We start from the raw sequence: 14,830 nt of genomic DNA, 5'->3' as shown, positions 1-14,830 counted from the left end.
CTACCATGAAAAAGACCAATTTTGCTGTTGCTGCTGCTGTTACCAGTCTTCTTGCTGTCGGTGCAACTACCCTGACAGCTGCTCCCGCTCAAGCAGCAGAGAAAGAAAAATGCTATGGCGTAGTGAAAGCCGGTAAAAACGATTGTGCAACGAACAACAGCTCTTGTGCGGGTACATCTACCAAAGACTCACAAACTGACGCATTCGTTGTCGTACCAAAAGGTCTGTGTGAGCGTCTGGTTGGCGGTTCAACCACTTCGTCTTAATTGGCATCGAAGGGTCCCGGTATGGAAAAAATCTCTCCTTGGGTGGGCGTTGGATTAAGACAGCCACACCACGATCACTTCCTCAATCATTCCCCGGATATCGGATGGTTAGAAGTACACAGCGAGAATTTTTTCCTGCCTCACTCTAAGGCCTTTGAGGCGCTGCACACACTGCGGCGCCACTATGACATCAGTTGCCATGGTGTGGGTTTGTCACTAGGGTCTGTCGATCCGGTGAATAAACACCACCTTGGCAAGCTGAAACATCTGGTCGACATTATCGACCCCCTATTTGTTTCCGACCACTTAAGCTGGAGCTCGGTTGACGGCGAGTACTTCAATGACCTGCTGCCTCTGCCCTACACAGAAGAAGCACTGGAGGTGTTTTGCCGCAATGTCGACGCGACGCAAGATTACCTGAACCGCCAGATGTTGGTCGAAAACCCATCGAGCTACTTAAGCTTCAGTCACTCCACCATTCCTGAATGGGAGTTTCTCGCCGAAGTGGCGAGACGCACTGGCTGTGGTCTATTGCTCGATCTAAACAACATTCATGTCAGCGCCTTCAATCATGGCTTTGATACAGACACTTACCTCGCGGCAATCAATCCAGAGTGGGTGCAGGAAATTCATCTGGCCGGCTTTACCGTGAAGCAGTTAGACGAAGGGGAAATCTGGATTGATACCCATAGCCAGCCCGTGTCTGAGCCTGTGTGGTCGCTTTATGAAAAATGGATTGCCGAGCACGGCGCGCGCCATACCTTGATTGAATGGGATCGCGATATCCCCACGCCGGACGTTTTACTCGGTGAAGCAGCAAAAGCCGATCGCATCGTCAAAGCCCTCTCGCCATCCGTGAAGGAGGCATCATGAGTGCACCTAGCCTTGCTTCACTGCAGCATCAATTTCGCGATGCCCTGCATTATGAATCGCACAAGCTCCCTGTTGCAGAAGGCGTGACAGAGCCTGAGGCACTGATACAGGTTTACCGCAACAACTTTGTGATGACCCTGACCGAATGCCTCGAAAATATTTATCCCGTCACCAATGCTCTGGTGGGTGAGGAGTGCTTTCAAGCCATTGCCCGCCACCATGTACTCGGCGCCACCATGGATAACGCCTGCGCCGATCGCTATGGTGCCGGGTTTGCTGACACCATTCGCACGCTGCCCAACATCGTCGAAGCTGTGCCGTATCTGGCAGATATCGCTGAGATTGAATGGCATATCCAATGCGTGAACAGAGCGCCATTGCCTGAGGCTTTTCCGGTCGAGGCCTTGTCAGAAGTAACACCGGAAGATTTTCCGCGTATTCAGCTGACGGTTTCTCCCGCATCCGCCGTGATGAAAAGTGAATTTGCTGTCGCCACGCTCTGGCAAGCGGTCAGCAATCAGGATGAGGAGGCATTGAATCAGCTGGATTTGATGAGTCCAGAAACCCTGCTGGTGCAGAAAGATGGTGAAGGGATCAGTGTCACCACTATCAGCGATGAAGAAGCCTCGCTGATCCTCGCTTGTAAAGATTTCGCGTTTGGGGAGATCGACCCCGAGCTTTTGCCACACATTTCCGGCGCCATGCTACACGGTGTTTTCAGCAGCTTTGCACTGGCCGGTGATTAACAAGAAAAAGGAAATCGCACATGTTCGCTGTGATCAATAAAATCGACGACTTGATGGAATCTGCGCTGAAGCCTTTGGTTCCGGTTCTTCTGCTGGTTAGCCGCCTCTGGGTAGCCTGGGTGTTTTTCAAATCCGGCCAGACCAAAATCGCCAGCTGGGACAGTACCCTGTTCCTGTTCGAATACGAATATCAGGTACCGTTTCTTCCTTGGGAAATGGCGGCCTACCTAGGCACGGCAGCGGAACTCATTTTGCCTATCTTCCTGGCACTCGGCCTTTTAACACGCCCAGCCGCTTTTGCCCTATTTGCCTTTAACATTGTCGCCGTGGTGTCTTATCCAGCGCTGTGGCCAAAAGGCTTTTTCGACCACCAGATGTGGGGCGTGATGCTGCTCGTCACCATGATTTGGGGACCAGGTATGGCAGCAGTCGATAACTGGTTGAAGAATCGTAACTAGCCGAGAACCAGCAACTCGGAAAGGTCAGAAATTTCCACATCCGGTAATAACGAAGCGCGCCGCTGCGATGTCAGTGGCGTTTTTGTGTCGTTAAACCAGCACGCTTTAAAGCCGGCCAGTTTCGCCCCGAGCACATCGGCTTTGAGGTGATCGCCAACATGGAGAATGGTGTCGGAGGGAATATTCAGGATGGACTGCGCCTTGGTAAACAGCGCGCCATCAGGTTTCGCTGCGCCATCCGGCCCAGCCTGAAGCACCTGCTTGAACAGCGGCGTCAGGCCCAGCTTGTCACAATCAACATTCCCGTTGGTGATCGCCACCAGCGGGTAGCGCTCAGCCAATTCCCCCATGAACTGCATTGCTTCTTCCGGAACAGTAAAATTACTGCGCTCATGAAGGAAAAACGCTACACCATCATCAGCCAGAGATTTGGCGTCAGCCTCACTAAGGCCACAGCGTAAAGCCGCTAAGGTAAGTTGCGCACGACGGATTTCAGTGACAAAGCCCACCAGCGAGGCATCCGCTGTGATCACTTCTGCGCGCATCACTTGCCACTGCGGCCAGTCAAAATTAGCCATCGCCGGACAGCGCGCCTCCAGCCAGTCCAGCAACATTTGCTCTGCACGGATGATCACCACCCGGTTGTCATACAGGGTATCATCCAAGTCAAAGGTCATGGCAGAGACAGGTTGCCAGCGGCGATAGAACTTCATACGCGTTCCTTGAAGTAGTGCGGTTAATCGTCGTTTTTACGCTTACGCGCCCTGGGGTGCGCGGCGTCATACACTTTTGCCAGATGCTGGAAATCGAGGTGGGTATAGACCTGGGTGGTGGAGAGGTCAGCATGGCCTAGAAGCTCCTGCACCGCCCTCAAATCACCGGAAGATTCCAGCATGTGGGTAGCAAAACTATGACGCAATTTGTGGGGGTTGATATGGCTGCTGACCGCCTGTTTCTGTCCCCATTCCGCCATACGTTTTTGTACGCTGCGCGGAGAGATACGGTTTCCAAGCTTTGACAGGAAAAGGGCATCTTCCGGCCCTTTAAGCAGTTGGTTACGCACTTTCAGCCAGTTGAACAGCCACTCTTTCGCCATACCAGTAAAAGGCACAACACGCTCTTTGTCGCCTTTACCGATCACACGCAAATCCCCCTTACGCATTGCCACATCGCGAACGTTAAGGCCAATAAGCTCAGACAGACGAAGTCCTGCGCCGTACATCAGCTCCATCATGGCGCGATCGCGCACTGACAGTGGGTCGTCTGCATCCACCGACAGCAACTGATTCACTTCATCGACATCAAGGTTCTTTGGCAGCGTGCGCCCTTGCTTGGGCGCTGCGACGCCTTTCGCGGGATTCGCCGCCAGTGCGCCGTCTGACACCATAAAATCAAAGAAACTGCGAAGGGCTGACAAGCGAAGCGCAATGCTGCCCGCTTTTAGACGTTCACGCTTGGCTTGGGCTGCAATCTGGCGCACCCATGCGGCATCGACATCCTGCCATTTGGTCACGCCTGCCCCCACCAGAAACTCGGCGCTGGCGGTCAGTTGTTGACGGTAATTGTTTTCGGTGTGGCGGCTTAAGCCCCGCTCGCGGATCATGTAATCAAAGAATCGCGCCAGCGGTTTTTCGATGCTGGCAGGCAAACTCATTCGTTCGCCTGCCACTTGGTGAGGAGGATAGCGATGTGCTCGGCAATTTGTTCGACGAACAGGGTATCCATACTGGGCTGGAAGTGACCGCCATCTTGGCTGGCAAAAGTCAGAAAGCCCAGTTCTTTGCCTTTAAACACAGGAACCAGCGCATAAGAGCCAAGCTCAGGTGCCTGGGTGACGAACTGGTCGCCATCGACTTTGCGCAATCTGCCCAGATAGATTCGCTGGCCACAGAAATGCGCCGCTTTCACCGCATCCACACTCTTGCGGTTTAATTGGTGGTGTCCACCGTCATAGAGGCGAAGGCTCACAACCAAGTGCAGTGAGTTGGCAAGTTCCAGCAAGGCTTTATGAATATCGTCTTCACTTTCTGCCGCAAACAATGCCTTGTGCGCGTGGGAGAAAGCGCGAAACAGGTTTTCATTGCCTGCCGCGATACTCATCAGTTGGGTAATATCTTCTTCAAGCTCAGCCACACGCTCACGCAAGCGACCAAGTTGGATTTCGACGAGAGATACCGCACCACGCTCAGCATGAGGCACTCTCAATTGCGCCGCCAATTGAGGTTGGCGGTGGAAGAAATCTGGATTGTCTTTCAGAAAAGCGGCCACGGCTTCTTCGGTCAATGCCTCAGCCAGTGGCCCTTCGAGCTTGGAAAGCTCCGTCATACTGTTATCTGTCCATCATATACGTGTGAAGCCGGACCGGTCATGTAAAGCGGATGTCCTGCGCCTTTCCAGCGGATTTTCAGATCGCCGCCCGGCAAGTGCACTTTTACCGACTCATCAAGCAAACCCTGCAAAATACCTACAGCCACAGCTGCACAAGCACCGCTGCCACACGCCTGGGTTTCCCCCGCACCGCGCTCGTAAACGCGAAGACGGATTTCATTGCGCGACACCACCTGCATAAAGCCAGCGTTAACACGCTCAGGGAAACGCTCGTGGGATTCCACCAGCGGACCCAGGTCTTCCACGTCAAAGGTATCGACGTCATCGACCACGGTGACGCAATGCGGGTTGCCCATACTGACTGCGCCCACAAACAGGGTTTTATCTTCTACACGTAAAATATAGGTTTTTTCTTCAGCGTTTGCGCGGAAGGGGATTTTAGACGGTGCCCAGATAGGCTCACCCATATTGGCAGTAACCAGTTCGTCACTGTCCATCTTGAGTATCATCTTGCCGCCCTTGGTGCTGACCTGAATTTGGTTTTTGTTGGTTAGCCCTTTCATCCGCACAAAACGGGCAAAGCAGCGCGCACCATTGCCGCACTGCTCCACTTCGCTGCTATCAGCATTAAATATCCGGTAATGGAAATCACTTTCCGGATCATACGGTGGCTCAACCACCAACAGCTGATCAAACCCCACTCCGGTATTTCTGTCCGCCAGACGGCGGATCATGTCCGGAGAGAAGTATGCATTTTGCGTCACGCAATCAACGACCATAAAGTCGTTGCCGAGACCATGCATTTTGGAAAATTGTATCTGCATCCGGATCCTTTTACTCAGGCAGTACCTGTTCTAACTCCCACAGTGATGCCAGCGGCTCGCGCTGACGCACCAGATGGGATTGATCGCCATCTACCATCACTTCTGCCGCACGGCAGCGGGTGTTGTAGTTAGACGACATCACAAAGCCATAAGCACCTGATGAACGCACCGCCAGCAGGTCGCCCGCTTCAAGCACCAGCGCACGGTCTTTACCGAGGTAATCGCCGGTTTCGCACACAGGCCCTACCAAATCATAAGTTTTAGCTTCACCCTGACGTGGCTGTACAGGAACAATATCCTGCCAAGCTTGGTAGAGCGCTGGACGCAGTAAGTCGTTCATCGCCGCATCAATGATGGCAAAATTCTTTTCTTCGTTGTGCTTGAGGAACTCAACCTTGGTCAGCAACACACCGGCATTCGCAGCGATTGCACGACCTGGCTCAAACACCAGCTCGATATCCTGATGGTTCGACAGACGGTCAAGCAAGGCTTTCGCATAGTCAGACGGCTCTGGCGGTTTCTCATCGCTGTAAGTCACGCCGAGACCACCACCCACATCAAGGTGATCGATAGAGATGCCATCCTGTCCCAGCGCATCAATCAGCGCCAGCAGGCGATCGGTCGACTCGATAAACGGCGCCAGCTCAGTCAGCTGTGAACCGATATGGCAGTCAATACCATGCACAGAAAGGTGTGGCAGGCTATTCGCGTATTGGTAAACCTCACGGGCTCTATCAAACGCGATGCCGAATTTGTTTTCTTTCAGGCCGGTAGAAATATACGGATGGGTTTTCGCATCCACGTCTGGGTTGATGCGAAGGCTGATTGGCGCCACTTTACCCAGCTCGCCCGCCACTTTGTTCAGGCGATCAAGCTCAGCTTCTGATTCCACGTTGAAGCACTTAATGCCCAGCTCCAGCGCACGCGCCATTTCCGGCTCGGTTTTACCTACGCCAGAGAACACCACTTTCTTCGGGTCGCCGCCAGCTGCCAATACGCGCTCCAGCTCACCCTGTGAAACGATGTCAAAACCTGAGCCCAGACGCGCCAATACATTCAGTACGCCAAGGTTGCTGTTTGCCTTCACGGCATAACAAATCAGGTGCGGATGGTCACCCACGGCTTTATCAAACGCATGCCAGTGACGCTCCAGCGTCGCACGCGAGTAAACGTAAAGCGGTGTGCCGTATTGCTCTGCAAGCTGCGCCAGTGGTAGATCTTCTGCCCACAGTTGCCCGTCATCCTGATAATTGAAGTAGTCCAACGTTGTCCTTCCCTGTCCAAAGTTTTATGGCTGAGTGGATTCCTGAGTATCCTGCGACGTTTCCGGATTTACCTGCTCAGTTTGCGCCGGTGCATCTTCTGGAAAGTAAAGAGGTCCTTGCTGACCGCATGCCGAAATCAGGGCTACTGTTGCCAGCGCGGCAAGTTTCAGGGTTAATCGCATCATTTCTGCCAGTGATCTAAAAGTTAATGCCCTCTATAATCGCATCAACGCACTGAAAAGCAATAGGACGACTGAGAATGAACACAAGCCAATACCATGAACTGGTTGATGAGCAATGGATGGCGATTGAAGACGGCATCGACGAGAGTGGCGCGGATATCGATTACGAAACGAATGGTAATGTTCTGACACTGGATTTTGAAGACCGCAGCCAGATCATCATCAACCGTCAGGAACCGATGAAAGAGATCTGGTTGGCATCGCGCTCAGGCGGATTTCATTTCAGCTACCAGGACGGCCAATGGCTGTGCAGCAAGAGTGGCATGGAGTTTATGGACATGGTGAAGCAAGAATGCGCCAAACATGCTGGCGAGAGCGTGGACTGGTAACAAACCGCTTTAGTTAAAGTGTATTAAGAAAGGCTGACAGCATGTGTTGTCAGCCTTTTTATCTGAAATCGGGTTTGATCAGCGGGACGCGTATTGGGCAGCGTCATTATTCGCATCAGCACGCTGCCACTGGCGATCACTCTTGTAAGGAATCACCTGTGCGCGACCATCGGCTTGATGGATGATGTCGTAGAACTGTGGCAGGTTGAAGTTCACGCCTTTACCAGCAAAGTTGGCAGTTTCCTGCGAAGAGGTATAGAAACGGTTCACGCCCTGTACCATCTCTTCCTTATCACCGCTGCACTGGCGGTACACTTCCACGCGATTGTTTTCATCCAGTACATAGATGTGGAAACCATCATCGCAATCTTCAAAGAAGAACTGGATAAGACCTTCACTGGCGTAAGCATCGACCACTTCCGGCGGATGGATATCGGCGTCTTTGTCCAATACCACGACCGGTGAGCCATGAACCTTGTTGGTCGAAATCGAACGGTAGAACTCGACGGAGTTTTCCAGCTTCTGCACTGACACACCGCGGCGCTCGAAGAACAGACCGAAGGTTTGGTCTGCCACACGAATCGCTTTAAAGCGGCGGCGTTTTTCCTGATCGACCGGTTTCAGGCGCATGTCGATACACTCTGCCACCAGTTGGTAAACCAGGTTACGAATCAAACCACGCATCTTTCCCGCATAACAGAATACATCCACTGACTCAGGCGGAATGGCATCCTGGTGCATTTTACCCAACAGAGTTTTCAGCACATCGAGAATGGCGTTCTCACCCTTGAAGTTCAGGGTACGCACTTCGTTCCAGCTGTTGCGGTAAACCAAATCAACACTGCCAACCAAACACTGCTGCTCAGCACCGTAGCTGAAAATGTCCGTATTTTTGAAATCGAAACGCACCGCAGGCTGTTTAAGCTCTGTGGTCGGGTCGTTTTCAAGGTTGATGAACAGCGCCAGTTTACGCACTTCACAAGGGCTCGACAGCGCCTGCAGAGAAGGCTGCGGACGGCGTACCGAGAAGGTGTTGCGCAGGTCACTGACCAGTTGGTAAAGCTTGTCGATGTCGACATTGCTGTTACGTGCCACTGAATGCAGGCGGCTGGATTCGGTCAACAGACCATTGAAATACGCCCACGCCACCAGCTTTGACAGGTAGCGGTTATGTTCGAGCGGCGAGCGGCCGATGATTTCAACGGGCTTCAATGATTGCTTATAGAGATACCAACCCGGCGGGTTACTCCGCCCTTCTGGCACCTGAATAAAGCTCAAGTCCGCTTCGTGCAAGTCCGGAGACAGTTGCGGGTTAAGTAGGGTCACTTTGCCCGGCAACACCTCAAACGCAGCATAAAGCTTACGTGCCAAAATACTGATGTCTTCAGGGCTAATTGCAGAGGTGATGTCATTGCGACGCGCGAAACGGATAAGGTTTCGATAGCTCAGCATCAAAGCTTCAAGCAACTCGTTGTGCGCTTCTTTTACCTCTTCCACTTTCCAGTTACGGCGATTGTCCAGACGCGCGATGTCTTCCTGTGTCCAGCCCCATTCACGGGTCAGAATACAGAGCACTTCACGGCGCCATGGCACAGAGCCAGGGCCAGGTTCGCGGGTCAGCTTCTCGTGGGTTTTGAGGTAGAAGCAGCGACGCACCAGATCGAGACGACGGTGGTCATCGATGCGCTCAAGATAGCGGGTGACTTTCTCCAGCATCAGGTAATAAGCGTCAGACTGGTAAACATCCAACATGCCAGAGAAGAAACGGCGTTTGCCGTCAACGCTCAGAAGCTGGGTACCTGGGTACTCCCAAGAATAAGCTTCCAGCAGGATCGCTTTCAGTACCGACTTATAAGGTGAATCGATGCTTTTATACAGTTGCCAGAGGCTAGAGCCAAAGTACTCTTCCGCCGGGATCGATGGCAAACCACCAAAGTCCACCCAGTCTTCGCGTTTTATCGCGCCACTGGCAATCATCTCTCCGACGTAATCTTCATAGCAACCTTCCATCTCCGGTGGTACTAAGTACCAAAGCAGATGTTGGCCGGCGAGATGTACGGCGGAGCGGTAGAATTCATCGAGCAGCAGGTAGTGTTGGGTTGATCCACAGTTTTCCGTGGTCATCGCCTGCGCCATGTTCTGGCGGAAACGCTGCTCGCAAATCACAAAGAAGTTCACTTCCACACCCTGAGACATTGCCCAGTCGGAAATCAGTGAACATTTGGCGTCCAGCATGTCACGTTCATCATGCGCCACCCAATCCTGCACACAAACCCAGATATCCAAATCACTGGAAAGGCTCTGGCCCATTGACGCGGTACTGCCCATCGAAAACAGGCCTTTAATAGGGTGCTCTTGAGAAAATGGCTTAACCGGTGAAGGGGTGTTCAGTGCGAGGGCACAATCATTGACGAAGTCTTGCTGGACGTCAGAAAGGGAGAAATTGCAGATACCATGGACGACGCTACGCTCGAGGTAACCAGGGACAGCAGGATGGTTAAAGTGCAGCAAGGCAGGCAATACGTTAAAAACATTAACGGCCTGAGAGTGCATAGCGCTTCGTGCGCGCTCCAACCTAACGTGGTTGAAGGCATTAAGACGCTCTAATTGCTGATCAACATAGTTTTGCAAGATAAACATCCAAAGTTGCCGACATCCTAGTCAACGTAACGGGAGCTGAATCTAAAAGACTTCGGCGCCCATGGATAAAAACGTGATCAATCTAACAGTTTTTCTTTGGAGCGTAAAGCGAGCAATGACTCATCATTTCTGCTTCACTTTGCTCACTATATGACCAAAACTGTGAGAGAGACAACGCTTTATCTCAAATTTGATTCGAAATAAGGTGAACCACGTTGGGTTTTACCCCTGTGAACCGCCCCAAAAACATGATCCATATCACATCATCATAGCCGAAGCCGCGTTAATTCGCACCTTTTTATCGCTGCTATCACCTTAAGTTCTCAAGGAATAACAAGGGGTGGTACGATTAGCGTAAGCAAATCAAATGGACGCAACTATGACTTCAACACCCATCCGCATCGCCACCCGCCAGAGCCCACTTGCCCTGTGGCAGGCTGAATTTGTTAAAGCCGCTCTGGAAGAAACCCACCCGGGCTTGGTTGTGGAGCTGGTTCCTATGGTGACCAAAGGCGACATCATTCTCGACACTCCACTGGCCAAAGTTGGCGGCAAAGGATTGTTCGTGAAAGAGCTGGAGCAGGCAATGCTGGATGGTCGTGCAGACATTGCGGTCCATTCAATGAAAGACGTGCCAGTAGAGTTTCCTGAAGGACTTGGGCTGGTGACGATCTGTGAGCGTGAAGACCCACGTGACGCCTTTGTTTCCAACAATTATGAAAGCATCAATGCACTGCCAGAAGGTGCGGTTATCGGAACATCAAGCCTTCGCCGCCAGTGTCAGGTTCGTGCCATGCGCCCTGATTTGGTGGTGAAAGATCTGCGCGGCAACGTCGGCACCCGCTTGGGCAAACTGGATAATGGTGAATACGACGCCATCATTCTTGCATCAGCAGGTCTTAAACGTCTGAATCTTCATGACCGTATCCGCAATGAAATTGAACCGGAAGAAATTCTGCCAGCGGTTGGCCAAGGCGCTGTCGGCATTGAGTGCCGTGTGGATGATGAACGCGTCCGTGCGCTGCTGGAACCATTGGCCGATGCCAACACCACTTACCGCGTGCTGTGTGAGCGTGCAATGAATAACCGCCTAATGGGCGGCTGTCAGGTACCCATTGGTAGCTACGCAGAAATCCATGGCGACCAAATTCATCTGCGCGCACTCGTTGGTGAGCCAGACGGCAGCAAAATCGTCAGCGGTGAAGTAACAGGCCCGCTTGAAAAAGCGGAAGAGCTTGGCACAGGCCTTGCTGAACAGCTACTTGAAGATGGTGCACGCGTGATTCTGGAAAAACTGTATCAGGACGAAGTATGACCGTACTGGTGGTGCGCCCCGCACCTGCCTGCTATGAACTTGCTGAAACGCTGAACCAATCAGGAATAAAGGCGCTTCCCGCGCCTTTATTGTCTTTTTCCGCCGGAAACGACCTTCCCTCTCTGACTCATTACCTTAATACACTACCTCCACACAGCGTTGTCGTGGCGGTGAGTCCCCGCGCGATTGAATACGCCCATCAACAACTTCAGGACAAAAACGCCAGCTGGCGTGACGATCTGCATTATGTCGCAGTCGGAGAAAAAACAGCGCAAGTCTGGAAAGCCAAAAGCGGTGTGGATGCGATTCAGCCACCGACAGAAGACAGCGAAGGCATGGTGTCTATGTCAGTTTTCGAAAAGCCGGAAAGTCTTCAGGTCGTGATCTTACGTGGCAATGGCGGACGGGCACTTTTGGGCGATACCCTGACAAATCACGGTGCCAAGGTGCGCTATTTTGAAGCCTATCAACGACATTGGACCAGTGAATCTCTATCATCACTGGCTAAGCAATGGCGGGCGGAAAATGTCGACACCTTGGTCATCACCAGTGGTGAACAACTTTCGCTTTTGTGCCAGACAATCTCAGAGTGTGACCAGCAATGGTTACGAGAATGCCATATACTGGTGCCAAGCAAACGGATTTACAATCAAGCAATTGGCCTTGGTTTTAATACAATCAGCTGCGTAAACAGCGCCTCCAATCACGCCCTGTTTCACGCGTTAAACGAGATGATTAACTCGGGACATTCGGATGACAGACAACAATAAGACATCAGGCACGGATAAAGACACGTCGGCGCCAGCATCCCCTACCGGCAAGGAAACGCCATCGTCTTCCAAGCAAAATGGTAAGCCTTCCGCGACCGAAAAGTCTGCTGCCAAGTCCACGCCTGCTGATACGCCGGCCAGTGACAAAAACACAGCAACTCCGCCTCCTCAGGCCAAAGAGAAAAAAAGGGGTAACAAACTCTCTATTGTCGCCATTGTTTTGGTGATTGCCCTCGGCGGTGGCCTTTACTACCACGGCCACCAGCAAAGCCAGCAGCTAACGGCCAATATCTCTGCATTGACGGATGAAATCAGCTCACTGAAATCGGCGCTGGCTAACAGCGAAAAACAAAGTCAGGAAGCGGTAAAAAAGGCCGTACAGGATACCCAGGTGCTGATTGAACAGCAGGACACCACTATCCAGAGCTTGCAATCAGCGCTGGCTGATGTGAAAGGCCGTCGTCCAAATGACTGGCTGTTAGCAGAAGCGGATTACCTAGTGAATCAGGCCGCACGCAAGCTTTGGCTGGAACAAGACGTGCTGACTGCCACCACCCTGATGCAAAATGCCGATCAGCGCATTGCTGAGCTTAATGATCCGTCGCTGACGCCTATCCGTCAGGCGATGGCAAAAGACATCCAACAGCTAAAAGCCGTGAAGCGCATTGACCGCGACGGTATTGTGCTTCGCCTGAACTCGCTACAGCAGGAAGTCGACAAACTGCCGTTGGCCAATGCCATTATGCCTGAAGCAGAGGATGTGGCGCCGCAACAGGTTTCTGGCAATGTCGACGACTGGCAGCAAAACCTGAAAGCTTCATTCAGTGATTTCGTCGGTCAGTTCATCACCTACCGCAAGCGCGAAGGCGATGTGGTACCACTGCTCACCCCGGCGCAGACTTTCTACCTACAGGAAAACCTCAAGGCTAAACTGGATCAGGCGGTGACCTCGGTATATCGCGAGAATGGCCGCCTGTATGCGGAGTCACTGAAAACTGCGAAGGAGTGGGCAGAGCGTTTCTACAATCAAGACGCTGACATTACCAAGAGCTTCGTTGCGACCTTGACCAACCTAAGCCAGCAAACCATCGAGGTGAGCTACCCTGAGGCACTGGAAAGCCAAGCACTGATTAGTGACATGCTGGCTGACCGTCTGCGCCGCGATTTAGCGCCACTGCAAACCGGGGAGAATAACCAATGATTAAAATTCTCCTGCTGGTTATCGCACTGATTGCAGGCCTGATTGTCGGGCCGGATCTGGCGGGTAATCAGGGTTATGTTCTGATTTCCGCGGCCAACCAAACCTTCGAGATGAGTGTATCCACGCTTATCATTCTGGTGGTGTTCGCTTTTGCTGCACTGTTCATCCTTGAATGGCTCATTCGCAAAATCTTCTCGCTTTCAAGCTCCACCCGCGGCTGGTTTTCCGGCCGTAAGAGTAAGAAAGCACGCGCGCTGACCAACGATGGCTTGCTGAAACTGCTGGAAGGTGACTGGAAACAGTCAGAGAAACTTGTGATGAAAGGGGCTGCCCACAGCGATGCCCCTTTGCTGAACTATCTGGCGGCAGCAGAAGCGGCACAAGGCCGTGGTGACGTCGATAGCCGAGACCGTTACCTCCAACAGGCGTCGGACTTTGGGACTGATCGTCTGGCAACCTCACTAACCCGCGCCAAGCTGCAGTTCCGCCAAGGCCAATATGAAGAAGCGCTCGCGAGCCTTCAAGGGCTGGTCGATGCCAATCCGCGTAACCCGATTCTGCTGAACTTACTGAAAGACACCTACCTGCAGCTTCAGGACTGGCAAGCTTTACTGCGCTTGATGCCATCGCTGAAACGTGTGAAAGCGGTGACAGACAGCGAAGCAGAAAAGCTGGAGTTGAAAGCTGAGTGTGGCCTCATGGCTCACATAGCGACCCAGAAAGGCAGTGACGGCCTTCTGGCTCACTGGAACAGCCTAAGCCGCGCGGCACGTCAGCAACCTAAGCTGATTGCCTGTCTGGTCAAACAACTGATTTCACGTCATGCCGATTCAGAGGCTTACATCATTTTACGTGAAAACCTGAAAAAGCATCCGGATGAAACCCTGATCTCTCTGGTGCCTGAACTGAAACTGCCTGATTACCATCCGGCCATTCTCAAACTTCAGGATCTGCTGCGCTACAACGAGAATAACCCCGTGACACACAGCGCATTGGGTCAGCTTTATTTCCGTGAAGGAAAATGGGCAGAGGCGCGCACTCACTTTGAAAAAGCGCTGGAAATCCGTCCTGATGTGACCGATTACGCTTGGCTGGTGGATACACTTGAAAAGCTTAACGAGTCCGGTGCTGCGAACAGTCTTTCCCGCGAAGCACTCAAGCTTGCACTACCTCACAAAGAGTGAAACATTTCACGAACAAAAAACGCCCGAAAGGGCGTTTTTTTATTCACGATTAACACGGTTAGACCTAAAAACAACCCAAGTTGTTTCAAGCTGTTAATAATGATTAACTGCTATTTACCAGCCATTGTTAAGACAAAGTAGCTGTTATCAAATAGGGGCGTAACAAATTATAATTTGCCGGTTTCAGTTGTTAATCAATTTGCAGGCTTTTATCAGTCAGTATGAGCAACAAATGGCGTCGGCTTTGCCAATCCCTTTTGAAAGTGAGCCCGCCCATCATGGATATGTTACCTTGGATCCTGGTGTCAGGCCTGTTGGTTTCAGTTGTTACTGGTCTACTGACAGTTCTGCTGGTTAAAGGTATGGAGTAATCCGACCCTTTGCACCCC

General features: G+C 52.1%; 17 protein-coding genes. 10 read left to right on the top strand and 7 right to left on the bottom strand.

Annotated features, from left to right (window positions below; all coding sequences use genetic code 11):
- Positions 1-5 precede the first annotated feature (5 nt).
- The 4 genes from GCE9029_RS23330 to GCE9029_RS23315 are packed head-to-tail and all read left to right on the top strand — an operon-like array spanning position 6 to position 2,343.
- Complete coding sequence (locus GCE9029_RS23330; RefSeq protein WP_062667406.1) at positions 6-266, top strand: BufA1 family periplasmic bufferin-type metallophore; 261 nt, start codon at positions 6-8, stop codon at positions 264-266.
- A 21-nt stretch (positions 267-287) separates the two neighbouring features.
- The gene (bufB, locus tag GCE9029_RS23325; protein ID WP_062667404.1) at positions 288-1,139 is read left to right on the top strand and encodes an MNIO family bufferin maturase; all 852 of its coding nucleotides are present in this window, start codon (positions 288-290) and stop codon (positions 1,137-1,139) included.
- Positions 1,136-1,885 (top strand): HvfC/BufC N-terminal domain-containing protein, encoded by a 750-nt coding sequence (locus GCE9029_RS23320; RefSeq protein WP_062667402.1) that lies wholly within the window; start codon positions 1,136-1,138, stop codon positions 1,883-1,885. Before bufB ends, GCE9029_RS23320 begins: the two co-directional genes overlap by 4 nt.
- 20 nt (positions 1,886-1,905) lie before the next feature.
- Positions 1,906-2,343: a DoxX family protein gene (locus GCE9029_RS23315; protein WP_002539671.1), complete on the top strand. Its 438-nt coding sequence runs from the start codon at positions 1,906-1,908 to the stop codon at positions 2,341-2,343.
- Here GCE9029_RS23315 and GCE9029_RS23310 read toward each other — a convergent pair.
- From GCE9029_RS23310 to lptM, 6 genes are read right to left on the bottom strand one after another with little or no spacing between them, the layout of a single operon-like run.
- Positions 2,340-3,056: an HAD-IA family hydrolase gene (locus GCE9029_RS23310; protein WP_062667400.1), complete on the bottom strand. Its 717-nt coding sequence runs from the start codon at positions 3,054-3,056 to the stop codon at positions 2,340-2,342. The genes GCE9029_RS23315 and GCE9029_RS23310 overlap by 4 nt on opposite strands.
- Positions 3,057-3,079: 23 nt before the next feature.
- A complete protein-coding gene (gene xerC / locus GCE9029_RS23305) occupies positions 3,080-3,997 on the bottom strand; it encodes a tyrosine recombinase XerC (RefSeq protein WP_062667398.1) in 918 nt (305 codons plus the stop codon).
- Positions 3,994-4,668, bottom strand: coding sequence for a DUF484 family protein (locus tag GCE9029_RS23300; protein WP_002539666.1), 675 nt, complete (start codon positions 4,666-4,668; stop codon positions 3,994-3,996). Before GCE9029_RS23300 ends, xerC begins: the two co-directional genes overlap by 4 nt.
- Complete coding sequence (gene dapF / locus GCE9029_RS23295; protein ID WP_062667396.1) at positions 4,665-5,495, bottom strand: diaminopimelate epimerase; 831 nt, start codon at positions 5,493-5,495, stop codon at positions 4,665-4,667. Before dapF ends, GCE9029_RS23300 begins: the two co-directional genes overlap by 4 nt.
- Positions 5,496-5,505: 10 nt before the next feature.
- A complete protein-coding gene (gene lysA / locus GCE9029_RS23290) occupies positions 5,506-6,759 on the bottom strand; it encodes a diaminopimelate decarboxylase (RefSeq protein ID WP_002539664.1) in 1,254 nt (417 codons plus the stop codon).
- A 24-nt stretch (positions 6,760-6,783) separates the two neighbouring features.
- Positions 6,784-6,945: an LPS translocon maturation chaperone LptM gene (gene lptM / locus GCE9029_RS26150; RefSeq protein WP_082804424.1), complete on the bottom strand. Its 162-nt coding sequence runs from the start codon at positions 6,943-6,945 to the stop codon at positions 6,784-6,786.
- A 74-nt stretch (positions 6,946-7,019) separates the two neighbouring features.
- On the opposite strand from lptM, the gene cyaY reads away from it, so the two are divergent.
- Positions 7,020-7,331: an iron donor protein CyaY gene (cyaY, locus tag GCE9029_RS23285; RefSeq protein WP_046305549.1), complete on the top strand. Its 312-nt coding sequence runs from the start codon at positions 7,020-7,022 to the stop codon at positions 7,329-7,331.
- A 78-nt stretch (positions 7,332-7,409) separates the two neighbouring features.
- On the opposite strand, the gene GCE9029_RS23280 is transcribed toward cyaY, so the two are convergent.
- Positions 7,410-9,962, bottom strand: a complete 2,553-nt coding sequence (locus GCE9029_RS23280) for a class I adenylate cyclase (RefSeq protein ID WP_497463372.1) — start codon at positions 9,960-9,962, stop codon at positions 7,410-7,412.
- A gap of 388 nt (positions 9,963-10,350) precedes the next feature.
- Between GCE9029_RS23280 and hemC the strand changes: the two genes are divergently transcribed.
- The 5 genes from hemC to GCE9029_RS26400 all read left to right on the top strand — a co-directional run bounded on the left by hemC (position 10,351) and on the right by GCE9029_RS26400 (position 14,812).
- The gene (hemC, locus tag GCE9029_RS23275; RefSeq protein WP_062667391.1) at positions 10,351-11,286 is read left to right on the top strand and encodes a hydroxymethylbilane synthase; all 936 of its coding nucleotides are present in this window, start codon (positions 10,351-10,353) and stop codon (positions 11,284-11,286) included.
- Positions 11,283-12,056, top strand: a complete 774-nt coding sequence (locus tag GCE9029_RS23270; RefSeq protein WP_062667389.1) for a uroporphyrinogen-III synthase — start codon at positions 11,283-11,285, stop codon at positions 12,054-12,056. The genes hemC and GCE9029_RS23270 overlap by 4 nt, the downstream gene beginning before the upstream one ends.
- The gene (locus GCE9029_RS23265; protein WP_062667387.1) at positions 12,040-13,257 is read left to right on the top strand and encodes a uroporphyrinogen-III C-methyltransferase; all 1,218 of its coding nucleotides are present in this window, start codon (positions 12,040-12,042) and stop codon (positions 13,255-13,257) included. The genes GCE9029_RS23270 and GCE9029_RS23265 overlap by 17 nt, the downstream gene beginning before the upstream one ends.
- On the top strand, positions 13,254-14,441 hold the full coding sequence (locus GCE9029_RS23260; protein ID WP_062667384.1) for a heme biosynthesis HemY N-terminal domain-containing protein: 1,188 nt from the start codon (positions 13,254-13,256) through the stop codon (positions 14,439-14,441). The genes GCE9029_RS23265 and GCE9029_RS23260 overlap by 4 nt, the downstream gene beginning before the upstream one ends.
- 221 nt (positions 14,442-14,662) lie before the next feature.
- Positions 14,663-14,812, top strand: coding sequence for a hypothetical protein (locus GCE9029_RS26400; protein ID WP_002539653.1), 150 nt, complete (start codon positions 14,663-14,665; stop codon positions 14,810-14,812).
- Positions 14,813-14,830 lie beyond the last annotated feature (18 nt).

This window comes from Grimontia celer (assembly GCF_900055185.1).
GTDB lineage: Bacteria > Pseudomonadota > Gammaproteobacteria > Enterobacterales > Vibrionaceae > Enterovibrio > Enterovibrio celer.
The sequence above is the reverse complement of the archived record's forward strand: the minus strand, read 5'-3'. Positions and strand labels throughout refer to the sequence as shown.

Excerpts from the sequence above, each read along its gene's own strand:
- cyaY (WP_046305549.1), top strand. The coding sequence starts at position 7,020 with ATGAACACAAGCCAATACCATGAACTGGTTGATGAGCAATGGATGGCG.
- GCE9029_RS23320 (WP_062667402.1), top strand. The coding sequence starts at position 1,136 with ATGAGTGCACCTAGCCTTGCTTCACTGCAGCATCAATTTCGCGATGCC.
- GCE9029_RS23315 (WP_002539671.1), top strand. The coding sequence starts at position 1,906 with ATGTTCGCTGTGATCAATAAAATCGACGACTTGATGGAATCTGCGCTG.
- bufB (WP_062667404.1), top strand. The coding sequence starts at position 288 with ATGGAAAAAATCTCTCCTTGGGTGGGCGTTGGATTAAGACAGCCACAC.
- GCE9029_RS23330 (WP_062667406.1), top strand. The coding sequence starts at position 6 with ATGAAAAAGACCAATTTTGCTGTTGCTGCTGCTGTTACCAGTCTTCTT.
- dapF (WP_062667396.1), bottom strand. The coding sequence starts at position 5,495 with ATGCAGATACAATTTTCCAAAATGCATGGTCTCGGCAACGACTTTATG.
- GCE9029_RS23265 (WP_062667387.1), top strand. The coding sequence starts at position 12,040 with ATGACAGACAACAATAAGACATCAGGCACGGATAAAGACACGTCGGCG.
- hemC (WP_062667391.1), top strand. The coding sequence starts at position 10,351 with ATGACTTCAACACCCATCCGCATCGCCACCCGCCAGAGCCCACTTGCC.
- xerC (WP_062667398.1), bottom strand. The coding sequence starts at position 3,997 with ATGAGTTTGCCTGCCAGCATCGAAAAACCGCTGGCGCGATTCTTTGAT.
- lptM (WP_082804424.1), bottom strand. The coding sequence starts at position 6,945 with ATGATGCGATTAACCCTGAAACTTGCCGCGCTGGCAACAGTAGCCCTG.
- GCE9029_RS23300 (WP_002539666.1), bottom strand. The coding sequence starts at position 4,668 with ATGACGGAGCTTTCCAAGCTCGAAGGGCCACTGGCTGAGGCATTGACC.
- GCE9029_RS23310 (WP_062667400.1), bottom strand. The coding sequence starts at position 3,056 with ATGAAGTTCTATCGCCGCTGGCAACCTGTCTCTGCCATGACCTTTGAC.
- GCE9029_RS26400 (WP_002539653.1), top strand. The coding sequence starts at position 14,663 with ATGAGCAACAAATGGCGTCGGCTTTGCCAATCCCTTTTGAAAGTGAGC.
- GCE9029_RS23260 (WP_062667384.1), top strand. The coding sequence starts at position 13,254 with ATGATTAAAATTCTCCTGCTGGTTATCGCACTGATTGCAGGCCTGATT.
- GCE9029_RS23270 (WP_062667389.1), top strand. The coding sequence starts at position 11,283 with ATGACCGTACTGGTGGTGCGCCCCGCACCTGCCTGCTATGAACTTGCT.